24 protein-coding genes and 1 pseudogene are annotated in these 19,613 nt (G+C 34.9%); 19 read left to right on the top strand and 6 right to left on the bottom strand.

Features of this window, described 5'->3' with window-relative positions; all coding sequences use genetic code 11:
• The gene (locus NG655_RS00680; protein ID WP_252157425.1) at positions 1–1,236 is read left to right on the top strand and encodes a murein hydrolase activator EnvC family protein; all 1,236 of its coding nucleotides are present in this window, start codon (positions 1–3) and stop codon (positions 1,234–1,236) included.
• Positions 1,237–1,241: 5 nt separating this feature from the next.
• Here the strand turns inward: NG655_RS00680 and NG655_RS00675 are convergent, their stop codons facing one another.
• Positions 1,242–2,243 carry an HU domain-containing protein gene (locus tag NG655_RS00675; protein ID WP_252157424.1) on the bottom strand — a complete coding sequence of 334 codons (1,002 nt, stop codon included), beginning with the start codon at positions 2,241–2,243 and terminating at the stop codon, positions 1,242–1,244.
• A 78-nt stretch (positions 2,244–2,321) separates the two neighbouring features.
• Here NG655_RS00675 and NG655_RS09450 point away from each other — a divergent pair, with 78 nt between their 5' ends.
• From NG655_RS09450 to NG655_RS09440, 3 genes and pseudogenes are all read left to right on the top strand, one after another.
• Complete coding sequence (locus NG655_RS09450; RefSeq protein ID WP_336511170.1) at positions 2,322–2,546, top strand: hypothetical protein; 225 nt, start codon at positions 2,322–2,324, stop codon at positions 2,544–2,546.
• A 53-nt stretch (positions 2,547–2,599) separates the two neighbouring features.
• Positions 2,600–3,124, top strand: a pseudogene (locus NG655_RS09445) (DNA-processing protein DprA); the annotation flags it as partial.
• Positions 3,125–3,157: 33 nt separating this feature from the next.
• Complete coding sequence (locus NG655_RS09440) at positions 3,158–3,397, top strand: DprA-like winged helix domain-containing protein (protein WP_336511180.1); 240 nt, start codon at positions 3,158–3,160, stop codon at positions 3,395–3,397.
• Positions 3,398–3,414: 17 nt separating this feature from the next.
• On the opposite strand, the gene trpS is transcribed toward NG655_RS09440, so the two are convergent.
• Complete coding sequence (gene trpS / locus NG655_RS00665; protein ID WP_252157423.1) at positions 3,415–4,383, bottom strand: tryptophan--tRNA ligase; 969 nt, start codon at positions 4,381–4,383, stop codon at positions 3,415–3,417.
• Between the two features lie 165 nt (positions 4,384–4,548).
• Between trpS and NG655_RS00660 the strand changes: the two genes are divergently transcribed.
• Positions 4,549–5,340 (top strand): lysophospholipid acyltransferase family protein, encoded by a 792-nt coding sequence (locus NG655_RS00660; protein ID WP_252159066.1) that lies wholly within the window; start codon positions 4,549–4,551, stop codon positions 5,338–5,340.
• Between the two features lie 12 nt (positions 5,341–5,352).
• Positions 5,353–6,210, top strand: coding sequence for a bile acid:sodium symporter family protein (locus NG655_RS00655; protein ID WP_252157422.1), 858 nt, complete (start codon positions 5,353–5,355; stop codon positions 6,208–6,210).
• 41 nt (positions 6,211–6,251) lie between these two features.
• Here the strand turns inward: NG655_RS00655 and recA are convergent, their stop codons facing one another.
• Positions 6,252–7,256, bottom strand: coding sequence for a recombinase RecA (recA, locus tag NG655_RS00650; protein WP_252157421.1), 1,005 nt, complete (start codon positions 7,254–7,256; stop codon positions 6,252–6,254).
• A gap of 180 nt (positions 7,257–7,436) precedes the next feature.
• Here recA and NG655_RS00645 point away from each other — a divergent pair, with 180 nt between their 5' ends.
• The 6 genes from NG655_RS00645 to NG655_RS00620 all read left to right on the top strand — a co-directional run bounded on the left by NG655_RS00645 (position 7,437) and on the right by NG655_RS00620 (position 13,413).
• Positions 7,437–7,919, top strand: coding sequence for a GyrI-like domain-containing protein (locus NG655_RS00645; RefSeq protein WP_252157420.1), 483 nt, complete (start codon positions 7,437–7,439; stop codon positions 7,917–7,919).
• A 4-nt stretch (positions 7,920–7,923) separates the two neighbouring features.
• On the top strand, positions 7,924–8,271 hold the full coding sequence (locus NG655_RS00640; protein ID WP_252157419.1) for a VOC family protein: 348 nt from the start codon (positions 7,924–7,926) through the stop codon (positions 8,269–8,271).
• Between the two features lie 62 nt (positions 8,272–8,333).
• A complete protein-coding gene (trhO, locus tag NG655_RS00635) occupies positions 8,334–9,368 on the top strand; it encodes an oxygen-dependent tRNA uridine(34) hydroxylase TrhO (RefSeq protein ID WP_252157418.1) in 1,035 nt (344 codons plus the stop codon).
• A 70-nt stretch (positions 9,369–9,438) separates the two neighbouring features.
• Complete coding sequence (locus tag NG655_RS00630; protein WP_252157417.1) at positions 9,439–10,599, top strand: PSP1 domain-containing protein; 1,161 nt, start codon at positions 9,439–9,441, stop codon at positions 10,597–10,599.
• Positions 10,592–11,071 (top strand): gliding motility lipoprotein GldH, encoded by a 480-nt coding sequence (locus NG655_RS00625; RefSeq protein ID WP_252157416.1) that lies wholly within the window; start codon positions 10,592–10,594, stop codon positions 11,069–11,071. The genes NG655_RS00630 and NG655_RS00625 overlap by 8 nt, the downstream gene beginning before the upstream one ends.
• Entirely contained in the window at positions 11,071–13,413 is a 2,343-nt protein-coding gene (locus NG655_RS00620; protein ID WP_252157415.1) for a penicillin-binding protein 1A, read from the top strand. The genes NG655_RS00625 and NG655_RS00620 overlap by 1 nt, the downstream gene beginning before the upstream one ends.
• Here NG655_RS00620 and NG655_RS00615 read toward each other — a convergent pair.
• Positions 13,410–13,865: a 6-pyruvoyl trahydropterin synthase family protein gene (locus NG655_RS00615; protein ID WP_252157414.1), complete on the bottom strand. Its 456-nt coding sequence runs from the start codon at positions 13,863–13,865 to the stop codon at positions 13,410–13,412. The genes NG655_RS00620 and NG655_RS00615 overlap by 4 nt on opposite strands.
• 231 nt (positions 13,866–14,096) lie before the next feature.
• Here NG655_RS00615 and NG655_RS00610 point away from each other — a divergent pair, with 231 nt between their 5' ends.
• The 4 genes from NG655_RS00610 (at position 14,097) to NG655_RS00595 (ending at position 17,044) form a co-directional block, all read left to right on the top strand.
• Positions 14,097–14,888 carry a universal stress protein gene (locus NG655_RS00610; RefSeq protein ID WP_252157413.1) on the top strand — a complete coding sequence of 264 codons (792 nt, stop codon included), beginning with the start codon at positions 14,097–14,099 and terminating at the stop codon, positions 14,886–14,888.
• Positions 14,889–14,912: 24 nt separating this feature from the next.
• Complete coding sequence (locus NG655_RS00605) at positions 14,913–15,836, top strand: lipid A-modifier LpxR family protein (protein ID WP_252157412.1); 924 nt, start codon at positions 14,913–14,915, stop codon at positions 15,834–15,836.
• A gap of 82 nt (positions 15,837–15,918) precedes the next feature.
• Positions 15,919–16,512 carry a hypothetical protein gene (locus NG655_RS00600; protein WP_252157411.1) on the top strand — a complete coding sequence of 198 codons (594 nt, stop codon included), beginning with the start codon at positions 15,919–15,921 and terminating at the stop codon, positions 16,510–16,512.
• Positions 16,513–16,525: 13 nt separating this feature from the next.
• Complete coding sequence (locus NG655_RS00595; RefSeq protein WP_252157410.1) at positions 16,526–17,044, top strand: hypothetical protein; 519 nt, start codon at positions 16,526–16,528, stop codon at positions 17,042–17,044.
• An 11-nt stretch (positions 17,045–17,055) separates the two neighbouring features.
• Here NG655_RS00595 and NG655_RS00590 read toward each other — a convergent pair whose 3' ends face one another.
• Positions 17,056–17,721 carry a hypothetical protein gene (locus NG655_RS00590; protein WP_252157409.1) on the bottom strand — a complete coding sequence of 222 codons (666 nt, stop codon included), beginning with the start codon at positions 17,719–17,721 and terminating at the stop codon, positions 17,056–17,058.
• A gap of 117 nt (positions 17,722–17,838) precedes the next feature.
• Here NG655_RS00590 and NG655_RS09430 point away from each other — a divergent pair, with 117 nt between their 5' ends.
• From NG655_RS09430 to NG655_RS00580, 3 genes are read left to right on the top strand one after another with little or no spacing between them, the layout of a single operon-like run.
• Positions 17,839–17,967, top strand: a complete 129-nt coding sequence (locus NG655_RS09430) for a hypothetical protein (RefSeq protein ID WP_272876331.1) — start codon at positions 17,839–17,841, stop codon at positions 17,965–17,967.
• 50 nt (positions 17,968–18,017) lie between these two features.
• Positions 18,018–19,097 carry a WD40/YVTN/BNR-like repeat-containing protein gene (locus NG655_RS00585; protein WP_252157408.1) on the top strand — a complete coding sequence of 360 codons (1,080 nt, stop codon included), beginning with the start codon at positions 18,018–18,020 and terminating at the stop codon, positions 19,095–19,097.
• A 7-nt stretch (positions 19,098–19,104) separates the two neighbouring features.
• Entirely contained in the window at positions 19,105–19,371 is a 267-nt protein-coding gene (locus NG655_RS00580; protein ID WP_252157407.1) for a GIY-YIG nuclease family protein, read from the top strand.
• 3 nt (positions 19,372–19,374) lie between these two features.
• On the opposite strand, the gene NG655_RS00575 is transcribed toward NG655_RS00580, so the two are convergent.
• Positions 19,375–19,599, bottom strand: coding sequence for a hypothetical protein (locus tag NG655_RS00575; RefSeq protein ID WP_252157406.1), 225 nt, complete (start codon positions 19,597–19,599; stop codon positions 19,375–19,377).
• Positions 19,600–19,613: the final 14 nt, after the last annotated feature.

The following is a 19,613-nucleotide window of genomic DNA, read 5'->3' as shown; positions in this document are numbered from 1 at the left end:
ATGAAGAAAGTCCTTCCCTTTTCTACTAAAGTAATTATTGCTCTATTGAGCTTAATGACTTTTATAAATTCGGCAAACGGACAGGACAAGAGACAAAAAAATCTTGAAAATCAAAGAAAACAACTCCAAGAAGAAATAAAACAGATTAACAAACTTCTTTTTTCCAACAAAAAACAGAAAAAAACAGTTCTTACAGAAGTTGAAGATTTAACCCTTAAGATCGACGTTCGAGTTCGATTAATTAGAGTAACAAATGAACAAGCAAACCGATTAACTCAACAAATTAATGTCAATCAAAGATCAATAGATCGTCAAAGAAAAGAACTAAAGACTCTAAAAGAGGACTATTCTCAAATGATTTTAAAGTCTTATCAAAGTAATTCAGGTCAAAGTAGAATGATGTTTTTGTTTTCATCAGAAAGTTTTTTACAGGCCTATAAGCGCACTCAATATTTAAATCAATACATTAGTTTTAGAAAGAAACAAGGAGAATTAATAGCTGAAAAAACAATCACACTACAGCAATTGAATTTAGATCTTTTGGATCAAAAATTGAAAAAAGAAAATCTCGTTAAAGAAAATAAGACGGCTCAACAACAGTACCAAAAAGAGCAATCGAATCAACAAAAATTAATTAAACAACTTAAAAAGAAAGAGAGAAGTTTTGTTTCACAGATTAAAAAGAAACAGAAGAAAGCCGAAGCAATTAACAAAGAAATACAACGATTAATTCGAGAGGCAATAGCTGCTTCAAACAGAGCAGCAGGAAAAAAAACGAATGCTAAAGCTTTCACTTTAACCCCCGAGGATCAGTTGATATCGGATAATATAATTGCAAATAAAGGAAAACTACCTTGGCCAGTAGAACAAGGAGTTGTTATACAGAAATACGGAAAGCAACCACATCCAGTTGTTAAAACAACGATGATTCAAAGCAACGGAGTAACCATAGCTACTCCTCCAAGCTCAGAGGCGCGTGCTGTGTTTGAAGGCAAAGTAATGTCCATTATTGGTTTTAAAGGGAGCAATCCAACAGTTTTAATCCAACACGGAAACTACATTACTACCTATTCAAATTTAGGTGAAGTTTACGTAGTAAAAGGACAGAAAGTTAAAGCTAAAGAAAAAATAGGAAAGGTGTTTACCAATCCTGAAACGGGTAAAACCGAACTAAAATTTAGTGTCTTTAAAAACAGCAGTCCAACAAACCCAAAAGGGTGGTTGTTTAGAATGTAAAGATATTACTCGGCTAAATACCAAGCCTCTTCTTCTAGTGTTCTTGTCAAGAAATAATACAATTGAATTGCTTTGCGTTTAGACTCAAATCTTGCATAAGCAACTCTGTATAGCCCATCGGGACTTTCTTTAGCCAAAGAAGCATCTTCAAAACCTTCCGACTTAAGTTGCTCAATCATTCTTAAAGCATTTGACTCTTCACGAAAACTTCCAGCAATGACACTAAAGTAATCCCCAGAAACAGCTTCTAGGTTTTCATCATCAGAGACGTTTTCAGCAACAACATTTAGTTCTAAAGTTGCTAATTCACCAATGTCAAAAGAGGCTTCTTGAACATTACTTTTGATTTGTTCTTGAGCAAGTTCAGTAGATTTTAGACGTTCGTCTGCTAAGTATTGATTACCGAAAAAGTAAGAGGCTGCAACTAAACCAATGGTAATAACTCCAACTGCTGCATACTTTAAGTAACTAGGTTGCTGTTTTTTAGTTTCAGGAGTAAAAGCTAAATTTTCATTTTTTGAATCTTCCATGATCATTGTTTTTTTAGGAGTAATGGGTTTGTGAGTTGTAGTTTTAGTTTCAAATGTTTTCGCTACGGGTTTTTTAGTAAAGGATGCTAACCCAATTGAATTTGAATCGAAATTTACTTTTTCATAAGGAGAGAAATTTATTTTATTTTCAGAATTTAGAGTTAATTCTCCAATTCCTTTTAAAATAACGTTTCCTCCAACAGTTAGGTTTTTATTCCAGTCCTGTACCTCTTGATTAATTTCTTGAAGAGCCTCTTCATATGAAATCGATTTACGCTGAGCAATATAATTTGCTAAAAGCCCGTCGTTATGAGTAAGTAAACCGTTAAAAGACAAGTTTTTACCTGGAGGAAAGAAAATTCCTCTTTCTCTGTCAATCCGAATTGGAACGGGTTGTGTTAGGAATGAACCCAGCTGTGGAATGATTACACATTCGTATTGATAAAGAAGTTCTTTTATGTATTGTACCAAATTCATATTCAAATGTAATAAATTTAAAAACCCTTTCGACAAAATTTAAATTTTGTATTCCAAACCTTTAAATAACCTTAACCTATGAACCTAACGTCTATTCAAGCCTCTTTATTGTTGCAACTGTTACCCGGTATTGGTGATATTACTGCCAAAAAACTAGTAGATCATTGTGGTAGCGCACAAAGCGTATTAAATGAAAAACGAAGTAATCTTCTTAAAATTAAAGGAATAGGCACCTTCCATTTAAAAGGATTTAGTAAATATGAGTCTTATTTTGATGCGGTAAAAGAGGAAGAAATTTTTTAAAAAAAGAAAAAATTACTCCCATTGAATACGGTTCTAGTAGTTATCCAACTACATTGGGATTCTGTTCTAATGCACCATTGGTCTTATTTCAAAAAGGAAAAGTGTCCTGGGAGAACAATCGAATAATTAGTGTTGTTGGAACTAGAAACCCCACTACAAGAGGGATTGATTTTTGTAAACAATTAATCCAAGATCTAGCCGCTTATCAGCCTATAGTTGTATCTGGTTTAGCGCGAGGAATCGATATTGTAGCTCACAAAGCAGCCTTAGATCAAAAGCTAGAAACGGTAGCTTGCCTAGCACATGGGTTAAACCAAATTTATCCAAAAGAGCATAGTATTTATGTAAATCAGATTGCTAATCAGGGTGCTTTGCTTTAGGAATTTTGGAGTACGGCTTCTTTTGAGAAATCGAACTTTTTAAAAAGAAATAGAATCATAGCAGGAATAGCACATGCAACTCTTGTTATAGAATCAGGAATAAAAGGAGGTAGTTTAGTTACAACAGAACATGCCCACCATTATGGGAGAGATGTTTTTGCAGTTCCAGGAAGAGTTACCGATCGACAAAGCCTAGGCTGTTTAAACTTAATACGTTCAGATAAAGCACGAATGATTACTTCTGCTTCAGATCTTGCTTATTGGATGGGTTGGGAGCTAAAGCCCAAACCAAAAATTTTTCAAAAAGAATTATTTGTTTTACTAACCAAAGAGGAGGAACAAGTTTACAAACTCTTAGAAATAAAGTTAACTTTAGATAAACTATCGTTGCTTTCTAAATTTCCGATTAGTAAGGTAGCTTCTATTTTATTTCAATTGGAAATGAAAAATTATATAAGGCCACTTCCTTGAAAGCAGTTCGAACGTATTTAATAACCGATCTTAGACCGAACGCGCATTAAAACATCCGTTGCAATGGCTTGAGCCTTCTGAGCTCCTTTAGCAAGAGCAATAGCAACCTCCGCAGGGTTGTTTTGATAGTAATCAAACTTCGTTCTAGCCTCATCAAAGGTGTCTAAAACAAGCTCAAATAAAGCTTGTTTTGCGTGTCCATATCCCATTCCACCGGCTAGATATTGTTCTCGTAAATCAGTAATCTGAGTTTCGTTTGCAAGCAAGGAATATAGCGCAAAAACAGTACAGGTGTCCGGATCCTTTGGATCTTCCATGGGAGTAGAGTCTGTCTTAATACCCATAATTTGTTTGCGCAGCTTTTTTTCAGGTAAAAAAACATTGATGGTATTGTTTTTTGATTTACTCATTTTTTGACCATCAGTGCCTGGGATTATTTGAGAATCTTCTTGGATCTGTGCTTTTGGAAGAACGAAGGTTTCTCCTTGTTGATTATTAAAACGAGAAGCAACATCACGTGTTATTTCTAAGTGCTGTAATTGATCTTTTCCAACAGGAACTATTTCTGCATCGTAGAGTAAAATATCTGCTGCCATTAACATAGGATAACTAAAAAGACCTGCATTTACATCAGACAAATGATCTGCTTTGTCTTTAAATGAATGCGCAAGAGTTAGTCTTTGATATGGGAAAAAGCAATTCAAATACCAATTTAGTTCAGTAACCTGGCTTACATCACTTTGCTTATAAAATATTGTTTTATCGGTATCTAATCCACAAGCCAACCAAGCAGCAGCTGTGTTAAAAGTGTGCTTTCTTAAAAGAGTTCCGTCTTTAATTTGAGTTAGTGAGTGTAAGTCTGCAATAAAAAGAAAGGATTCATTATCCGGTTGTTCTGCCATTGCAATTGCAGGAAGAACTGCTCCCAAAAGATTACCTAAGTGAGGAGTTCCTGTGCTTTGTACACCTGTTAGTATTCTAGCCATACCAATTTTAGTTTGTGCAAAGGTACTTTTTTCAACTTAAAAACAGTAGCGCAGTACTCAAGAAATTAAGTAAAAGTAATCGAACAAGCCTTTAGCTATTTTTGTAAGAAAAGCATTTAAGGCCTAAAAATTTTATAGGATAATCTAAAACCCTATTTTTGATTGATGGTTAAAATAATTCAGAAAATACTTTTATTACTATGGAGGGCTTGGTTTTATACTCTTGCAGCCATTCCAGTAATTACTCTTTTCCCAATTTTGTTATTGATTGCAAGCCATAAAAAAGGTTATCCTACCCTTTATTGGATCGCAAGAAACATCTGGTCTCCTTTTATTCTTTTTGGAATGGGGTTCTATGTTAAAACAAAATTTGCAAAACCACTACCCGAAGGAACTTCCTATTTATTGGTCGCTAATCATGCCAGCTATATGGACCCTTTTGTGATGTTTCGTGTTTCAAAAAACCCTTTTGTTTTCGTTGGTAAAAAAGAATTTGTAAAAGTCCCACTCTTCGGAAGTATATACAAACGAGCAGCAATTTTAGTTGACCGTAGTAGCTCAAAAAGCAGATGGGAGGTTTACGGGCGAGCAAACAAAATTCTAGAACAAGGAAGAAGCGTTTGTATTTTTCCTGAGGTAAGTTATGTAGACGACACTATATTGTTAAATCCTTTTAAAAAAGGCGCTTTTAAATTAGCAATAGAACATCAAATTCCAATCGTTCCTATGACATTTTTAGATTGTAAAAGAAAGTTTCCATGGAACCCAGACTATGGTTTTCCAGGGGAACTTCGGGTAGAAACGTTCCCTGAAATACAACCGGTTAAACACATGGATGATTTGCTAGAGCTTCAAGAAGAAACTAGAGATGTAATTTTAAAGGGGTTAAATTCTGATAAAAAACAGCGCTGCCAACAAGCTGTAGCAATTGAAGAATTAAAGGTAAAAAACATATAAAAAAACGAACCTATGGATCAAGCGTCAACTTTATTTTTAGCCATTTCTATCATGATTATAATGGCAGGAATGGGACTAGGATTGTCTTTACATGATTTTAAACGAGTTGCAGAAAACCCAAAGCCTGTATTCATCGGTCTCTTCAACCAAATCGTGTTATTACCTTTGGTTGGATTTGGGCTCTGTCTTGTTTTTAAACCAGAACCCTTTATTGCAATTGGAATGATGATGCTGGTAGCATGCCCAGGAGGAACAAGCTCCAATATAATAGCTCTTTTAGCAAAAGGAGACTTACCGCTTTCTATTTCTTTAACCGCAATTAACAGTGTAGTTACCATTTTTACAATTCCGTTGATTATCAATTTTTCGTTTGCGTATTTTGGAAATGAAATGGAGTCTATTCAACCTCCAGTTGGAGATATTTTTAAATCTTTAATTGCAGTAATAGCCGTTCCATTATCCATTGGAATGTACATTAGAAAAAAAGCCCCAAAATTTGCAAAGAAAATGGAATCTCCTGTTCGGAACGCCTCTGCTCTTCTATTGGCATTAGTTATTATCATAATATTAATAAACCAATTTGATTTATTTATGGCTAACATAGGCGCTACTTTAGGGATTCTTGTTTCTTTAAGCGCTGTAACGATGTCCTTAGGATACTTTACTTCAAAGTGGATGAATCTAAGTTTAAAACAAGCAATAACTATTGCAATTGAATCTGGAATTCAAAACGGAACATTAACCATAAGTCTTGCTGTAATTACGATCGCTAGACCAGATTTAGCAATAGTTGCTGCTATTTATGGTCCTATAATGTATGTAATGGCAATACTTCCAGTGACCCTTGGAATTAAAAACTCTAAAAAATAAAACCCGCATAAAGCGGGTTTTATTGATTGGTAAGTAGTTAGTTAACTTACAGATTTTATTGCTTCCATAATTTTTACTTCCAGCTCATCCATTAAATCTGGATTGTCCTGTAACAAAGTTTTAACAGATTCACGACCTTGTCCAATTTTAGTGTCACCGTAGCTAAACCAAGAACCAGATTTTTTAATTATTTCATAATTAACTCCTAAGTCAATTACTTCGCCAATTTTAGAAATTCCTTCTCCGTACATAATGTCAAATTCTGTAGTTCTAAAAGGGGGAGCAACTTTGTTTTTTACAACCTTAACACGAGTTTTATTACCTAAAACTTGAGCGTCAGCGTCTTTTATTTGAGTAGATCTTCTAATATCTAAACGGACAGAAGCATAAAACTTTAAGGCGTTACCTCCAGTTGTTGTTTCTGGGTTTCCAAACATTACTCCAATTTTTTCTCTTAATTGATTAATGAAAAACACCGTACAGTTAGTTCTACTGATTGATCCAGTTAGCTTACGAAGAGCTTGAGACATTAAACGTGCATGAAGCCCCATTTTAGAGTCCCCCATTTCACCTTCGATTTCACTTTTTGGAGTCAATGCAGCAACAGAGTCAATAACTACAATATCAACAGCTCCAGAACGAATTAAGTTATCTGCAATTTCAAGAGCTTGTTCCCCGTGATCTGGTTGTGAAATAATTAGTTCTTGAACGTCTACGCCTAATTTTTCTGCATAAAAACGATCGAAAGCATGTTCTGCATCAACAAAAGCAGCAATTCCTCCCTGCTTTTGACATTCAGCAATCGCATGAAGCGTCAATGTTGTTTTACCAGAAGATTCTGGCCCATAAATTTCAATAACTCTACCTTTTGGATATCCTCCTACACCTAAAGCGATATCTAGACCCAATGAACCAGAAGAAATAGACTCTACTTCTTCGATTGCGGAATCTCCCAGCCTCATTACAGATCCTTTTCCATAGGTTTTGTCTAACTTGTCTAAAGTAAGTTGAAGCGCTTTTAGCTTCGCTGATTTATCGTCTGCCATAGTTTTATTCTTTACTGCTAATGTACTGTTTTCTTTATTTTGATTTATTGCGAATGGGTAAGGGTTTATTAACAATATTTAATATTTCAATAAATACTACTTTTGTTTTAACTCAATGAGGAATTTAATACAGTTCATTCACTAAAGAATTCCTAGAATTAGTATTAAATAAATTTATAAATGGAACCCAGAATAGAAACACTTGCTTCAAAAAAACTCGTAGGAAAATCCCAACGAATGTCTCTTGTAAATAATAAAACCTCTGATTTGTGGAAGCGTTTTATGCCTCAAAGAAATAAGATTCAAGACAGGATTGGAGAAGCATATTTTTCAATTCAGATTTATGATGACGCATCTTACTTTCAAGATTTTAATCCAGCTGCAGAATTTACAAAATGTGCGATGGTAGAAACCGATTCTTTTTTAAACATTCCAGAAGGAATGGAGCATCGAGTTTTAGAAGGAGGGCTTTACGCAGTTTTTATTCACAAAGGACCGGCTAAGGATTTCCCAAAAACAGCTCAGTATATTTTTTCACAATGGCTGCCAGGTTCTATCTATAGTTTAGATAACCGGGAGCATTTCGAAGTTTTAGGGCCTAAGTATAATACCATAGACGAAAATTCGGAAGAAGAAGTTTGGATCCCTATTAAATTAAAATAACCCCATGGAAATTAACAATCACATCAATTATGTTGAATTTTATTCCCCAGATTTACAAATTGTAAAACGTTTTTACAGTCAAGTCTTTGAATGGGTTTTTACAGATTTTGGACTTCGTTATACTGCTTTTTCAAAAAGTGGAATAGCAGGAGGGTTTGAACTATCTGACAAACCCATTACCAAAGGAGTGTTAGTTATTCTTTATCATTCTGAATTAGAGAATATAAGAGAAAAAATAAAAACTGCAGGAGGTTCAATAGTTCAAGACATTTTTTCTTTTCCTGGAGGAAAAAGGTTTCATTTTGAAGATCCGGTGGGAAACGAATTAGCGGTATGGACAGAAACCAATTAAGGTCTTAAAACTGAGTTAAGTTTTATATCTTTACACAATCATTCAACTTAAAAAAGTATAGCATGCAACTGTACAATAAATTAAGCGCGAAGGAACGAGCGGTAATGCTCGAAGAAGCCGGAACAGAGAGGCTCACGCTTTCCTTTTATCAATATGCCCATATTGGCAATCCTCAATTATTTCGAGATCATCTTTTCCTTACTTGGAACGCTATGGAAGTTCTAGGCAGAATATATGTTGCTCACGAAGGAATTAATGCACAGCTTTCAGTACCTGCACCACGATTTGAAGAGTTTAAAATACATCTTGATCAAATTGAGTTTCTGAAAGATATTCGACTCAATATTGCTATCGAACAAGATCTTAAATCTTTTTTAAAGCTGAAGGTTAAAGTTCGCGACAAGATCGTTGCAGACGGCTTAAATGATGAAACTTTTGATGTAACTAAAAAGGGCCAACATCTTAATGCTGAAGGTTTTAACGAGATGCTTTCTGACCCCAACACTGTTTGTGTAGACATGAGAAATCATTATGAAAGTGAGATTGGTCATTTCAAAGGAGCGGTTACTCCCGATGTAGACACCTTTAGAGATTCTTTACCCATTATCGAGGAAGACCTTGAAGACTTAAAAGAGGACAAAAATCTCCTGATGTATTGTACCGGAGGGATTAGGTGCGAAAAGGCTAGTGCTTATTTTAAACACAAAGGATTTAAAAATGTTTATCAATTAGAAGGAGGAATAATCGAATACACAAGGCAGGTCAAAGAAAACAAGCTAGAAAATAAATTTGTAGGTAAAAATTTTGTTTTTGATGAACGACGAGGTGAACGCATTACAGACGATGTTGTTGCAAATTGTCATCAGTGTGGAGCCGCTTGTGACACTCATGTTAATTGTGCAAATGAAGCATGCCATTTACTCTTCATACAATGCGATAGCTGTAAAGAAAAGATGGAAACCTGCTGTTCAGATTCGTGTAAAGAAATCATTCAACTTCCTTACGAAGAGCAAAAGAACCTGAGAAAAGGGGCACACAACAGTAATAAAATTTTTAAAAAAGGACGTTCTGAGGTTTTAAAATTTAAAAATCATTAATAAAAATCATCCCTTTTATTTTTATTAATTAAACGTATCTTTACCTTTCACGCTTTAATAAATTCAATATATGAGTTGCGCTTCATGTTCTACATCCGACGGTACCCCAAGGGGTTGTAAAAGCAATGGTACTTGTGGAACAGATAGCTGTAATAAATTAACGGTTTTTGACTGGCTTTCAAACATGCAACTTCCTAATGGTCAGGAGCCGTGCGAAATTGTTGAGGTTCGTTTTAAAAATAGCCGTAAAGCTTTTTTTAGAAAAGAACCTAATCTTAGTTTGAGTATTGGAGACTTGGTGGCTACAGAAGCAAAAAGTGGACATGACATTGGGCAAGTTACCCTAACAGGAGAATTGGTTCGTTTTCAAATGAAAAAGAAGAAAGTCTCAGAAAAAAGCGATGAAATTTTAAAAATTTATCGAAAAGCAAGTCAAAAAGATATTGATATTTGGCAGGAGGCTAGAAATCGAGAGGAAACCATTCAGAAACGGGCTCGCGAAATGGCGATATTTTTACATTTAGAAATGAAAATTTCTGATGTAGAATTTCAAGGAGACGGAAGCAAAGCTACTTTTTATTACACTGCAGAAAAAAGAGTAGACTTTCGTCAGCTAATTAAAGATATGGCTCAAGCCTTTAGTATACGGGTAGACATGCGTCAGGTTGGTTTACGTCAAGAAGCTTCTCGATTGGGAGGAATTGGTTCTTGTGGAAGGGAGTTGTGTTGCTCTACTTGGCTAACGGATTTTAGATCGGTTTCTACCTCTGCAGCACGGTACCAACAACTTTCTTTAAATCCACAAAAATTATCAGGGCAATGTGGGAAATTAAAATGTTGTTTAAATTACGAATTGGACTCCTACCGAAATGCCTTGAAAAAATTTCCAAAAATGGAAACCAAATTACAGACTGAAAAGGGAGTTGGTGTGTGTCAAAAAATAGATATTTTTAAAGGATATCTTTGGTACGCATATCGTGGAGAGTGGATGAATTGGCATTTGCTAACTGCAGAACAAGCAAATGAAATTATTGCTTTAAATAAAGCAAATAAGCCTGTTGCTAGCCTAGAAGATTTTGCTCATGAAGAAAAAACAGAGGCTCCAGAGAAAGTATTTGAAAATGTAGTAGGACAAGATAGTTTAAGTCGTTTTGATCTTCCTAAAAAGAAAAAAGGGAGAAAAAAACAACGTCCAAAAAAGAAGAATAATAATTTTAAGAAAAATGCGTAAGGCTGCCTTACTTGTAGCACTTATAGTTCTCGTTTCATGTAATTCGAGCACTCATTTTGTTTCATATGAATCGATACCAAATGGATGGTCTCAATCTGATAAAATTTCTTTTACAGTAACCGAAACACCTTTGGTTCCTTCAAATATTTTTATTCATGTTCGAAACACCAACGATTATTCGTACTCTAATTTATTTTTAATTGCGGAACTAAGAGATTCCATACAAGTAATTTCCCGAGACACCCTAGAATATGCCATGGCAGACGCCCAAGGTAATTGGCTTGGAAAAGGTTTTTCGGAAGTAAAAGAGAGTAAATTATATTGGAAAGAAAACTGGGTTCCAAACGAAAAAGGACCTTATTTTATAGATCTCTCACAACGTGTTCGAAATAATGGGTCGGTAGATGGCGTTTCTTCCTTAGAAGGAATAATAAGTGTAGGAATAGGAATTGAACCTCAAACTCAACCTTGATGGCAGCAAAACAAAACAAAACAAAATCTAAGAATAAAAAAGCAAAACCGTTTAAAGGTCTTGTTCGGGTTTTTTGGCTTTTGTTTGTAACAGGACTCCTCTCTTTTAGTTCACTTTTTGTAATTGCAGCTTTAGGTTACCTTGGTGAAATGCCTGATTTAGAGCAATTAGAAAATCCAAAAACAAAACTAGCAACACAAATTATTTCTAGTGATGGGGTTGTTTTAGGAAAGTTTTATGTAAATGATAACCGAACTCCAATCAGCTATGAAGCCCTTCCAACAAACTTGGTAAACGCACTTATAGCCACAGAGGATGAGCGTTTTTTTACTCATTCCGGTATTGATTTAAAAGGAACCCTTCGAGCTATTTTTTATCTCGGAAAAAAAGGAGGAGCAAGTACAATTAGCCAGCAATTAGCCCGACAACTTTTTGTTGGAGTCCGTTCCAGGAATAAAACAGAAGCTCTACTTCAGAAATTTAAAGAATGGGTATTAGCTGTTAAATTAGAACGTAGTTATACTAAGAAAGAAATCATTGCAATGTATTTGAACGTCTATGACTTTGGATATAGTGGAGACGGAATTCAGTCGGCTTCTAAGATTTATTTTAACACCACGCCACAAAAATTAAGCATAGAGCAGTCCGCGACTTTAGTGGGTATGCTAAAGAATTCGTCTTATTTCAATCCAATAAGAAGAGCTTCTCGTGTGGAGCAGAGAAGAAATGTAGTTCTTCAACAAATGGAACGCAATGGATTTATAACCGAATCGGAACGCGATTCTATAAAGCAGATTCCTTTAAAAATTGATTACACTCCAGACTCCCACAGAGAAGGGTTAGCTACATATTTTAGAGCATACTTACAGCAGTTTATGCGCTCTTGGACTAAGAACAATCCAAAAGCAGACGGAACTAATTATGATATTTTTAGAGATGGACTTCGCATCTATACTACCATCGATTCCAGGTTACAAGAAATAGGAGAAACTTCAGTATCGGCACATATGTCCAACTTGCAAGAAGAGTTTTTTCTACAAAACACACCAGAAGCAAATCCAACGGCTCCTTTTCTAGACCTTCGCGAGGGAGAAATAGACACATTACTCCAAAATACAGCAAGAAGATCAGAACGTTGGAGAAAAATGCGTCTTGCTGGAAAGGATGAAGAAACCATATGGGCTTCTTTTAAAAAGCCAGTTGAAATGGAAGTTTTTAGCTGGAAAGGAGATCTGGATACCCTCATGACCCCTCTTGATTCTATTCGTTATTACAAACACTTTTTAAGAGCATCCATGATGTCTATGGATCCAAAGACTGGCCATGTAAAGGCTTGGGTTGGAGGATTTAATTATAAGCATTTCCAGTACGACCAAGTGTATCAAGGGAGAAGACAAATTGGATCTACTTTTAAACCTTTTTTATACGCAACAGCAATAGATCAATTGCGACTTTCTCCTTGCGATATTTTACCAGACGCTTTATTTTGTATAGAGCCCCTGAAACATGGCAATGTTGATGCATGGTGCCCTAAGAATTCGGGTAATAAATACGGCCAGATGAGGACTTTAAAAAACGCATTAGCAAATTCTGTTAACACAGTTAGCGCGAGATTAATGGATAAAGTTGGACCACGCCCTGTAATTAATTTAGCTCGCAAAATGGGAATTACATCCTATTTACCAAGAGTTCCTTCTATTGCCCTTGGAACTCCAGACATTAGCTTACTTGAAATGGTAGGAGCCTACAGTACCTTTGCGAACAAAGGGATCTATGTTAAGCCGATAATGATTACCCGAATAGAGGACAAAAATGGAACTGTACTTTTTGAAGTAGTTCCAGAAACTACAGATGTATTGAGTGAAGAATCGGCTTATGTAACTATTGATTTACTTAAAGGAGTAACTGAAGCAGGATCAGGAATTCGATTACGTCACGAAGGAGCAGATCAAGAGAATTATGCATATCAAAATGTAGTAACAGGCTATCCATATAAATTTGAAAATCCAATCGCAGGAAAAACAGGAACAACACAAAACCAAAGTGATGGTTGGTTTATGGGAATGGTTCCGAATTTAGTTACTGGTGTTTGGGTTGGAGGAGAAGACCGAGCGGTTCATTTTGAGGATATTGCTTTTGGTCAAGGAGCAACTATGGCATTACCAATATGGGCGATGTACATGCGAGGGGCTTACGAAATTCCAGAATTAGGAATTTCTTTAGAGGACTTTGAAGCTCCAGAAAAACTGACGATTCCAATAAATTGTGACCAGGGTAAAACTTTGAATGATGTAACCAAAGAAGTCAAAAAAGAAGACGATCTAGAAGATTTAGGCTTTTAGTTATTGTCTAAAGAATTCCATTCCGCATAAGAAGTTTCGGTCTCTCTTAATTTCAATGAATAAAGAAGAATTCCTTTGGGTAAACGCCTTTTTATCTTATTCGCAAAATCGATAACCATCATTTCACTAGTTGGCTGGTAGTTTACTTTTAGAACTTTATGACCTCTTGACTCCATCTCTTCCGCTAATTCTTTATGGGGAGAATTTATATTTAAAACAGTAGCATGATCAAAAGGAATAACAACCTCTTCTTTTACTATTTTTTTTAAATCACTAAAATCAATAACCATTCCGTTTTTAGTCTGAGTAGGGTCTATAATAGGAGAACCAATAACAGTAACAGCTAGCTTATAACTGTGTCCGTGAACATTTTTACACAATCCATCATAGCCATGTAAGGCATGTCCAGTTTCGAAATTAAATTCTTTTGTAATTCTGATTTTTTGTTCCATAATATAGATCTGATCAGTTCTAAATTTTTTAATAATTAGATACTGCAAGTTCTGTATTTTTTCTGAATATAGATTAATGAATAAAAAATCTTTGATATCTTTAAGTCAACAACCAATAAAACCATTTGGTGTTCTTTTAGAATACTTGAGTAAAAAACAAAAAGAATAATAACAGACTACAAACTTAATCTTACTACTTTTGTTTAGTATTTAATTTTATCTCATTATAAAATGAAAAACATCCTTGTCCCAATTGGTATTTCAAAAAACGGAATCAACACATTAGCTTATGCAGTTAGTTTAGCTAAGCACTTCAACGCTTCGATTTTTGTTATAGATTCTTATAACGCAACCTCAACTCCAGCACAGATTTCAACTGCAAAGGATGCGTTAAACACAAAAAACTTCAACCGAGTAAAAGAAATGGTTCAATCTGTTCAAAAAGACTCTGTTGATATTAAAATGGTAAATTACCGAGGCGAGTTAGTTTCTGGAATAGAATCTCTTGACAAAGAAATCGGATTAGATTTAATTGTGGTTGGTCCTAAAAGTAACGATGTGAACGAAACACTTTTTTTGGGTAAAGTTTCTGGAAGAATTGTTAAGAAAACATCTATACCGGTTATTCTAGTTCCAATAGATTATAAATTTAGTATTCCACAGCAAGCACTTTTTGCGTTTAAAAAAGGGAGCATCAATGGAGAGCGTTCTTTGTCTCCTTTAAAGTTTTTAATCAAAACATTTTCTACTAAAGTAAACCTGTTATTGGTTAAAACTCCAGGGCATGAGAATAATCGACTAGAAATTGACCACGAAATCGTAGAGCTTTCCGAAGGTTTGGTGTCATCCGATAACGCAACTGTGTATCAAGGAGTATTAGAACATTTTCAGAGTATTAACCCAGATTTGTTAGTCGTTTTTGCCCGAAAAAGAGGTTTCTTTGAGAAGCTCATGGGTTCTGATGTCATCTACAAAAAAGACTTTTACGCTAAAATTCCTCTGTTAGTTCTTAAAAACCGTTAATTTTTTAATCGATAAAAAAGTCACTTGATCAATAAACATACCTTTTTAAACGTAATACTTGGTTTGTTTTTTTTAATGACATCAAAGTCGTTATCTGCACAGGAATATTTTAGCTTGAATGTTGACAATGATCTATATTTTACTCTCGACCGTTATTATTCCAGTGGCATTTTTCTGCAATATGGGAAGCAACTAAAAAGTAAAGACACCATATCGGAGAATACCTCAAAAAATTACTTGCTTTGGGAACTGGGTCAAGAATTATATACTCCAAATGATCGGTATACCACCGATGTTAGTTTATTAGATTACCCATACGGAGGTTGGACTTCGGTTAAAGCTACTTATCAAAAAGAATATTCTTCGTTAAGGCAAGTACAATGGGGTGTTCAGTTGGGAGTAACAGGTTCTATTTCTGGAGCTCAATGGATGCAAAACACCTATCATCGAACTGTATTGAACCTGCCAGAACTTACCTGGGTAGCTGAGGTTCCTCAGGCATTCCATGTTAATCTATTTTTGGATTCTTTTAACCGATGGAATTTAAGAGAAAGCGTTAGTGTTCAGTCTCATGTTTTTAGTGTCTTAGGAACTCAAAAAATTGCAGCAGGAGGCGCTTTAGGTTTGGTGTTAGGCTCTCAAACGGTTCCTACCTATGGAGGAAATGTATTGCTTGATAACCGCCAAGGAGATGGGCTTTATGTTGGAGGACGGGTGCAATTTGTAGTTCATGATTATATGCTTTCAGGGAGTTTGTTTAATTCAGAGGCTCCTTTTACAGTTCCTGTTAATCGCATTCGAGCAACGGTTGAAATTGGATATGCGTTAAGAAAAAATAAGTGGCGATACTCTTTAATGTATTATAACAGAAGCCCAGACAACAAAACTCAAATTCAAAAAGGACATCATTATTTGAATATTACCATAAGTCGGTTTTTTAGCTCTTAAGTGATCAAATATCTGTTAATGTTTTTTTCTTTTGTTTCCTATTCATTAGATTTACATCCATAATTATTTAAAACTATATGAAATGAAAAAAGGAATCCTACTTTTAGGTTTAAGTGTTTTTATGACCTCTTGTATTACGGTTAATCTTTATAAAAAAGAATCAAATTCAGATGTAGAGCCTAAGAAACATACTCTAAAAAAATCTGCTTTAATTTCATCAGACATCATAGCTCCTTTAATGAAGGGAGACACCGAAGTTTTCTTTTTAGAGGGTAGTTCTGAGCTTGGACATTTTCAACACAAAATAGGTGATTCTATTCATGGAACTCAAAAGAATGTTTTTATTTTTAAAAGCGATGATCCAAACGAAGCAATACAATGGGCTTCAAAACTTGGAGATTCTTTAGCATTGTCAAAAAGAAATGCTTCTCTATATTCTGGTGACGCTGTTTTTATCTCAGATGATAATAAAAAAGTAAAAATCAAAATCGATTCTAACAAAATGAAACCGATTATTATAATCGATGGAGAAGAAATGGGTTTAGATTTTGACATGTCTTCTATTGATCCAGATTCTATTGAAAGTATCAATGTCCTGAAAGGTCAAAAAGCCCTTCAGAAAGTTGGTGATAAAGGATCCAATGGTGTCATCATGATTCAAATGAAAAAACAATAGCTATTAAAACAGGATGAAATATTTATGGGTTTTTATTTTTCTAATATTCAGTACGGTTAATGGTCAGCAGAACCTGAATGTAAACGAAGGAGTTACGCGGTATACTGGAAGTCAGGTTGGAGGGGATTCCTCTGAAATAAACATTGATGATGTTGAAGGAACTGTTTATTATCATGATGCTTATCGAAAGGCAATTCTTAACAGCAAACCCATTTTTTTAAAATACAACGCCTATTCTGGATCCTTTGAAACCCAAGGAAAAAGAGTTCTTTTAGCAAATAATGGAATGACGATAAGTTTTGGAACAGACGAAAACTGGTATTATGTAGACGGGAAATGGCTCTTAAGTTTAGATTCAGAAATCAAAGTTTATCTACACCCAATTATAATTTTCAGACCGGGTGTAGAAGCAAGAACCGCTATGGGAGATTCATATCCTGCAAAATTTAAGCGACAGGACGAATATTATTTACAAGAAGGTAAAGCCTTAAAAAAGATATCCAAAAGAAAGTCTAAAAAACTAATTAAGTAACTTTTACAGCTTTAATAATCAGGAATTTTTCTAGATAAAACCCTGTAGTGAATTCCAAGCATTAACCCTGCCAAAGCGTTTGTTTCTCTTTGAAGCTGACTGTTGTTTTTCTTTTGAAATTGATATTGTAAGGAAGCGCTAAAACGTTTCCATAGGCTGTAATGAACTGCTGTTAACACCCCAAAACTATTGCTAAAAGTACCAGACGGATACGAAATAGAACCGTCTTCTAAGTTGGTGGGGGGATTACCTTTTGCCGATAAAAGAACATTATACACAAACCCCATCTCTAAAGTAACTCTCTTAAAAGGATAAAGGCGTCCGGTAAACGGAACACTAAGAAAGACAAGATTATCAACAGAGGTGTCGTTTGCTGAATTATAAGCATAGTTAAATCGGTGTAAATCAATTCCTGATCTTAGGCCGTAGCTTTTTTTAAAATTATAACGAACCGTTCCTCCAACACTCATCCCTATTTTCCCTTGGGTTTCTCTATTTGTAGTATTGAATCTGTTCAAGAAGGTATGCACATCATAGTTCCACTTTCTTAATCCCTCGTTTTCCACATCATAAGTCCCGTATTGCTGAATTAAAAGCGCTCCACCTTGAGCAAATATTTCTTTCGTTGGAAATATAAAAGAGGAAAAGAATACAACATAACTTATAAGTGTGCGCATCGGTTTGCTAGAATAAGACTTAAAAATACGCAACACAAATGACTTTACTCAACATTGCTTTGTTGATCTGTGTTTTTAGATTTTAATAAACCCTATCTTTACTAAAAACCACATCATATGTCAAGCAAATTTTTTGGAAATAGAACGGTAAAAAACGAAGATAAATCAAGTGCCAAAAAAGCCCCAAAAGCAAAAGGAGGCTCTAAAGGAGGCTCGATCATGCGAAAGGCGGGGCGCGGGAAATAATTTAACTTTTAAAGGATTAGAATAAATATTCTACCTAAGCATAACTTAAAATGAATATTAAGAATCAATTATATCTATCATTTAAGTTTATTCTCTTTAGCCTTTTCGCTTTATTAAGCATTATGTTGTTGGGCTGCAGAGATTTCAATGCAAAAATAACAACCCCTTTTTCTGGCCTCAAGATTATTCCTGTTTTAATTGATTCAACACTCAACATAAGAGCTCTTGAAATTAAAAACAATACAGTTTATTCTGCTAGTTCAAAAGGGCAAATACATTCATTTAATATAAGTTCTTCAGAACAAATTAAAGAATTCAACTATCAAATTTTAAGGGACTCTTTAATTCCAAATTTTAGAGCTCTTGCCGTAACAGAAAACGATGTCTTCGCAATTTCAATTGCAGATCCCGCACTTCTGTTTAAAAACGGGAAGATAGTATACAAAGAATCCCATCCGAATGTTTTTTATGATTCAATGGAGTTTTGGAATGATGAGGAAGGAATTGCAGTTGGAGACTTTACGGACAACTGTATAAGCATCCTGATTACAAGAAATGGAGGAAATTCTTGGAAGAAGCTTGATTGCTCGGTTTTTAATGACATAAAAAAGGGGGAAGGTTTTTTTGCAGCAAGTGACACCAATATTTCAATCGTTGGAAATTATACTTGGGTTGCAAGTGGAGGAGAAAATAGTAGAGTTTATTTTTCAAGTGACAAAGGGTTAAGTTGGTCTGTTTCAGAAACTCCAATTCTTCAAGGAGAACCAACTACAGGTGTTTTTAGTTTGGACTTTTATGATGAAAAAAATGGTTTTGCAATCGGTGGTGATTACACAAAACCAGAGATAGATAGCTTAAATAAAATGAGAACTATAGACGGAGGAAAAACATGGCACATTGTAGCAAACAATAAGAACCCCGGTTATAGAAGTTGTGTTCAGTACGTACCCAATAGTAAAGGTAAAAAGTTAGTTGCAGTTGGCTTTAATGGAATAGATTCTTCCTCAGATTCTGGATTGTCTTGGAGCCACTTAAGTGATGAAAGTTTTTATACCCTTCGTTTTTTAAACGATTCAATTGCTTTTGCTGCCGGTAACGGTAGAATCTCAAAAATCGTTTTTAAGCAGTAGTTGAAAAATGGAATCTAAACAAATAGAATGGTGGGTTTATCTGGTTATTTGTTCAGACGGAAGCTTATATACAGGGATAACAACAAATGTCGAAAGAAGGATCTCAGAGCACAACACTTCAAAAAAAGGAGCCAAGTATACAAGAAATAAAAGACCAGTGAGACTGGTTTATTCAGAGGCTCAGTCCGACCGATCAACTGCTTCCAAAAGAGAATATTTTATTAAGAAACTCTCTCGAGAAGAAAAACTAAAATTAATTAAAAAAGGACCTTAGGACTCACTCCATAAATTCATAATCTACACTAAGTTTCCTTAATGCTCTTAAAGAAGACCCAGAACTTTTATCGTTAATTTCAATATCTACCGGATCCCCTTCTAACAAGATATCGGTTAGTTCGATTGACATAGAATTACTTACACCAGAAGAAATTTCTGCAATACAATTGGCGATTGCTCTTCTATCGGGCCTAGGAGCGTCACAAGACAGTAAGTTTATTTTCATAATCGATTAATTAT

It is taken from the genome of Candidatus Arcticimaribacter forsetii (assembly GCF_910589745.1).
Lineage (GTDB): Bacteria > Bacteroidota > Bacteroidia > Flavobacteriales > Flavobacteriaceae > Arcticimaribacter > Arcticimaribacter forsetii.
Note: the sequence above shows the minus strand (reverse complement) of the source record. Positions and strands in the feature narration are given on the sequence as shown.

Coding starts and splice junctions, on each gene's coding strand:
- NG655_RS00580 (WP_252157407.1), top strand. CDS start 19,105: ATGGAATCTAAACAAATAGAATGGTGGGTTTATCTGGTTATTTGTTCA.
- NG655_RS00615 (WP_252157414.1), bottom strand. CDS start 13,865: ATGGAACAAAAAATCAGAATTACAAAAGAATTTAATTTCGAAACTGGA.
- NG655_RS00585 (WP_252157408.1), top strand. CDS start 18,018: ATGAATATTAAGAATCAATTATATCTATCATTTAAGTTTATTCTCTTT.
- NG655_RS00620 (WP_252157415.1), top strand. CDS start 11,071: ATGGCAGCAAAACAAAACAAAACAAAATCTAAGAATAAAAAAGCAAAA.
- NG655_RS00675 (WP_252157424.1), bottom strand. CDS start 2,243: ATGAATTTGGTACAATACATAAAAGAACTTCTTTATCAATACGAATGT.
- recA (WP_252157421.1), bottom strand. CDS start 7,256: ATGGCAGACGATAAATCAGCGAAGCTAAAAGCGCTTCAACTTACTTTA.
- NG655_RS00645 (WP_252157420.1), top strand. CDS start 7,437: ATGGAACCCAGAATAGAAACACTTGCTTCAAAAAAACTCGTAGGAAAA.
- NG655_RS00655 (WP_252157422.1), top strand. CDS start 5,353: ATGGATCAAGCGTCAACTTTATTTTTAGCCATTTCTATCATGATTATA.
- NG655_RS00595 (WP_252157410.1), top strand. CDS start 16,526: ATGAAATATTTATGGGTTTTTATTTTTCTAATATTCAGTACGGTTAAT.
- NG655_RS00590 (WP_252157409.1), bottom strand. CDS start 17,721: ATGCGCACACTTATAAGTTATGTTGTATTCTTTTCCTCTTTTATATTT.
- NG655_RS00660 (WP_252159066.1), top strand. CDS start 4,549: ATGGTTAAAATAATTCAGAAAATACTTTTATTACTATGGAGGGCTTGG.
- trhO (WP_252157418.1), top strand. CDS start 8,334: ATGCAACTGTACAATAAATTAAGCGCGAAGGAACGAGCGGTAATGCTC.
- NG655_RS00610 (WP_252157413.1), top strand. CDS start 14,097: ATGAAAAACATCCTTGTCCCAATTGGTATTTCAAAAAACGGAATCAAC.
- NG655_RS09440 (WP_336511180.1), top strand. CDS start 3,158: ATGATTACTTCTGCTTCAGATCTTGCTTATTGGATGGGTTGGGAGCTA.
- NG655_RS00625 (WP_252157416.1), top strand. CDS start 10,592: ATGCGTAAGGCTGCCTTACTTGTAGCACTTATAGTTCTCGTTTCATGT.
- NG655_RS00575 (WP_252157406.1), bottom strand. CDS start 19,599: ATGAAAATAAACTTACTGTCTTGTGACGCTCCTAGGCCCGATAGAAGA.
- NG655_RS09430 (WP_272876331.1), top strand. CDS start 17,839: ATGTCAAGCAAATTTTTTGGAAATAGAACGGTAAAAAACGAAGATAAA.
- NG655_RS09450 (WP_336511170.1), top strand. CDS start 2,322: ATGAACCTAACGTCTATTCAAGCCTCTTTATTGTTGCAACTGTTACCC.
- NG655_RS00630 (WP_252157417.1), top strand. CDS start 9,439: ATGAGTTGCGCTTCATGTTCTACATCCGACGGTACCCCAAGGGGTTGT.
- trpS (WP_252157423.1), bottom strand. CDS start 4,383: ATGGCTAGAATACTAACAGGTGTACAAAGCACAGGAACTCCTCACTTA.
- NG655_RS00680 (WP_252157425.1), top strand. CDS start 1: ATGAAGAAAGTCCTTCCCTTTTCTACTAAAGTAATTATTGCTCTATTG.
- NG655_RS00600 (WP_252157411.1), top strand. CDS start 15,919: ATGAAAAAAGGAATCCTACTTTTAGGTTTAAGTGTTTTTATGACCTCT.
- NG655_RS00640 (WP_252157419.1), top strand. CDS start 7,924: ATGGAAATTAACAATCACATCAATTATGTTGAATTTTATTCCCCAGAT.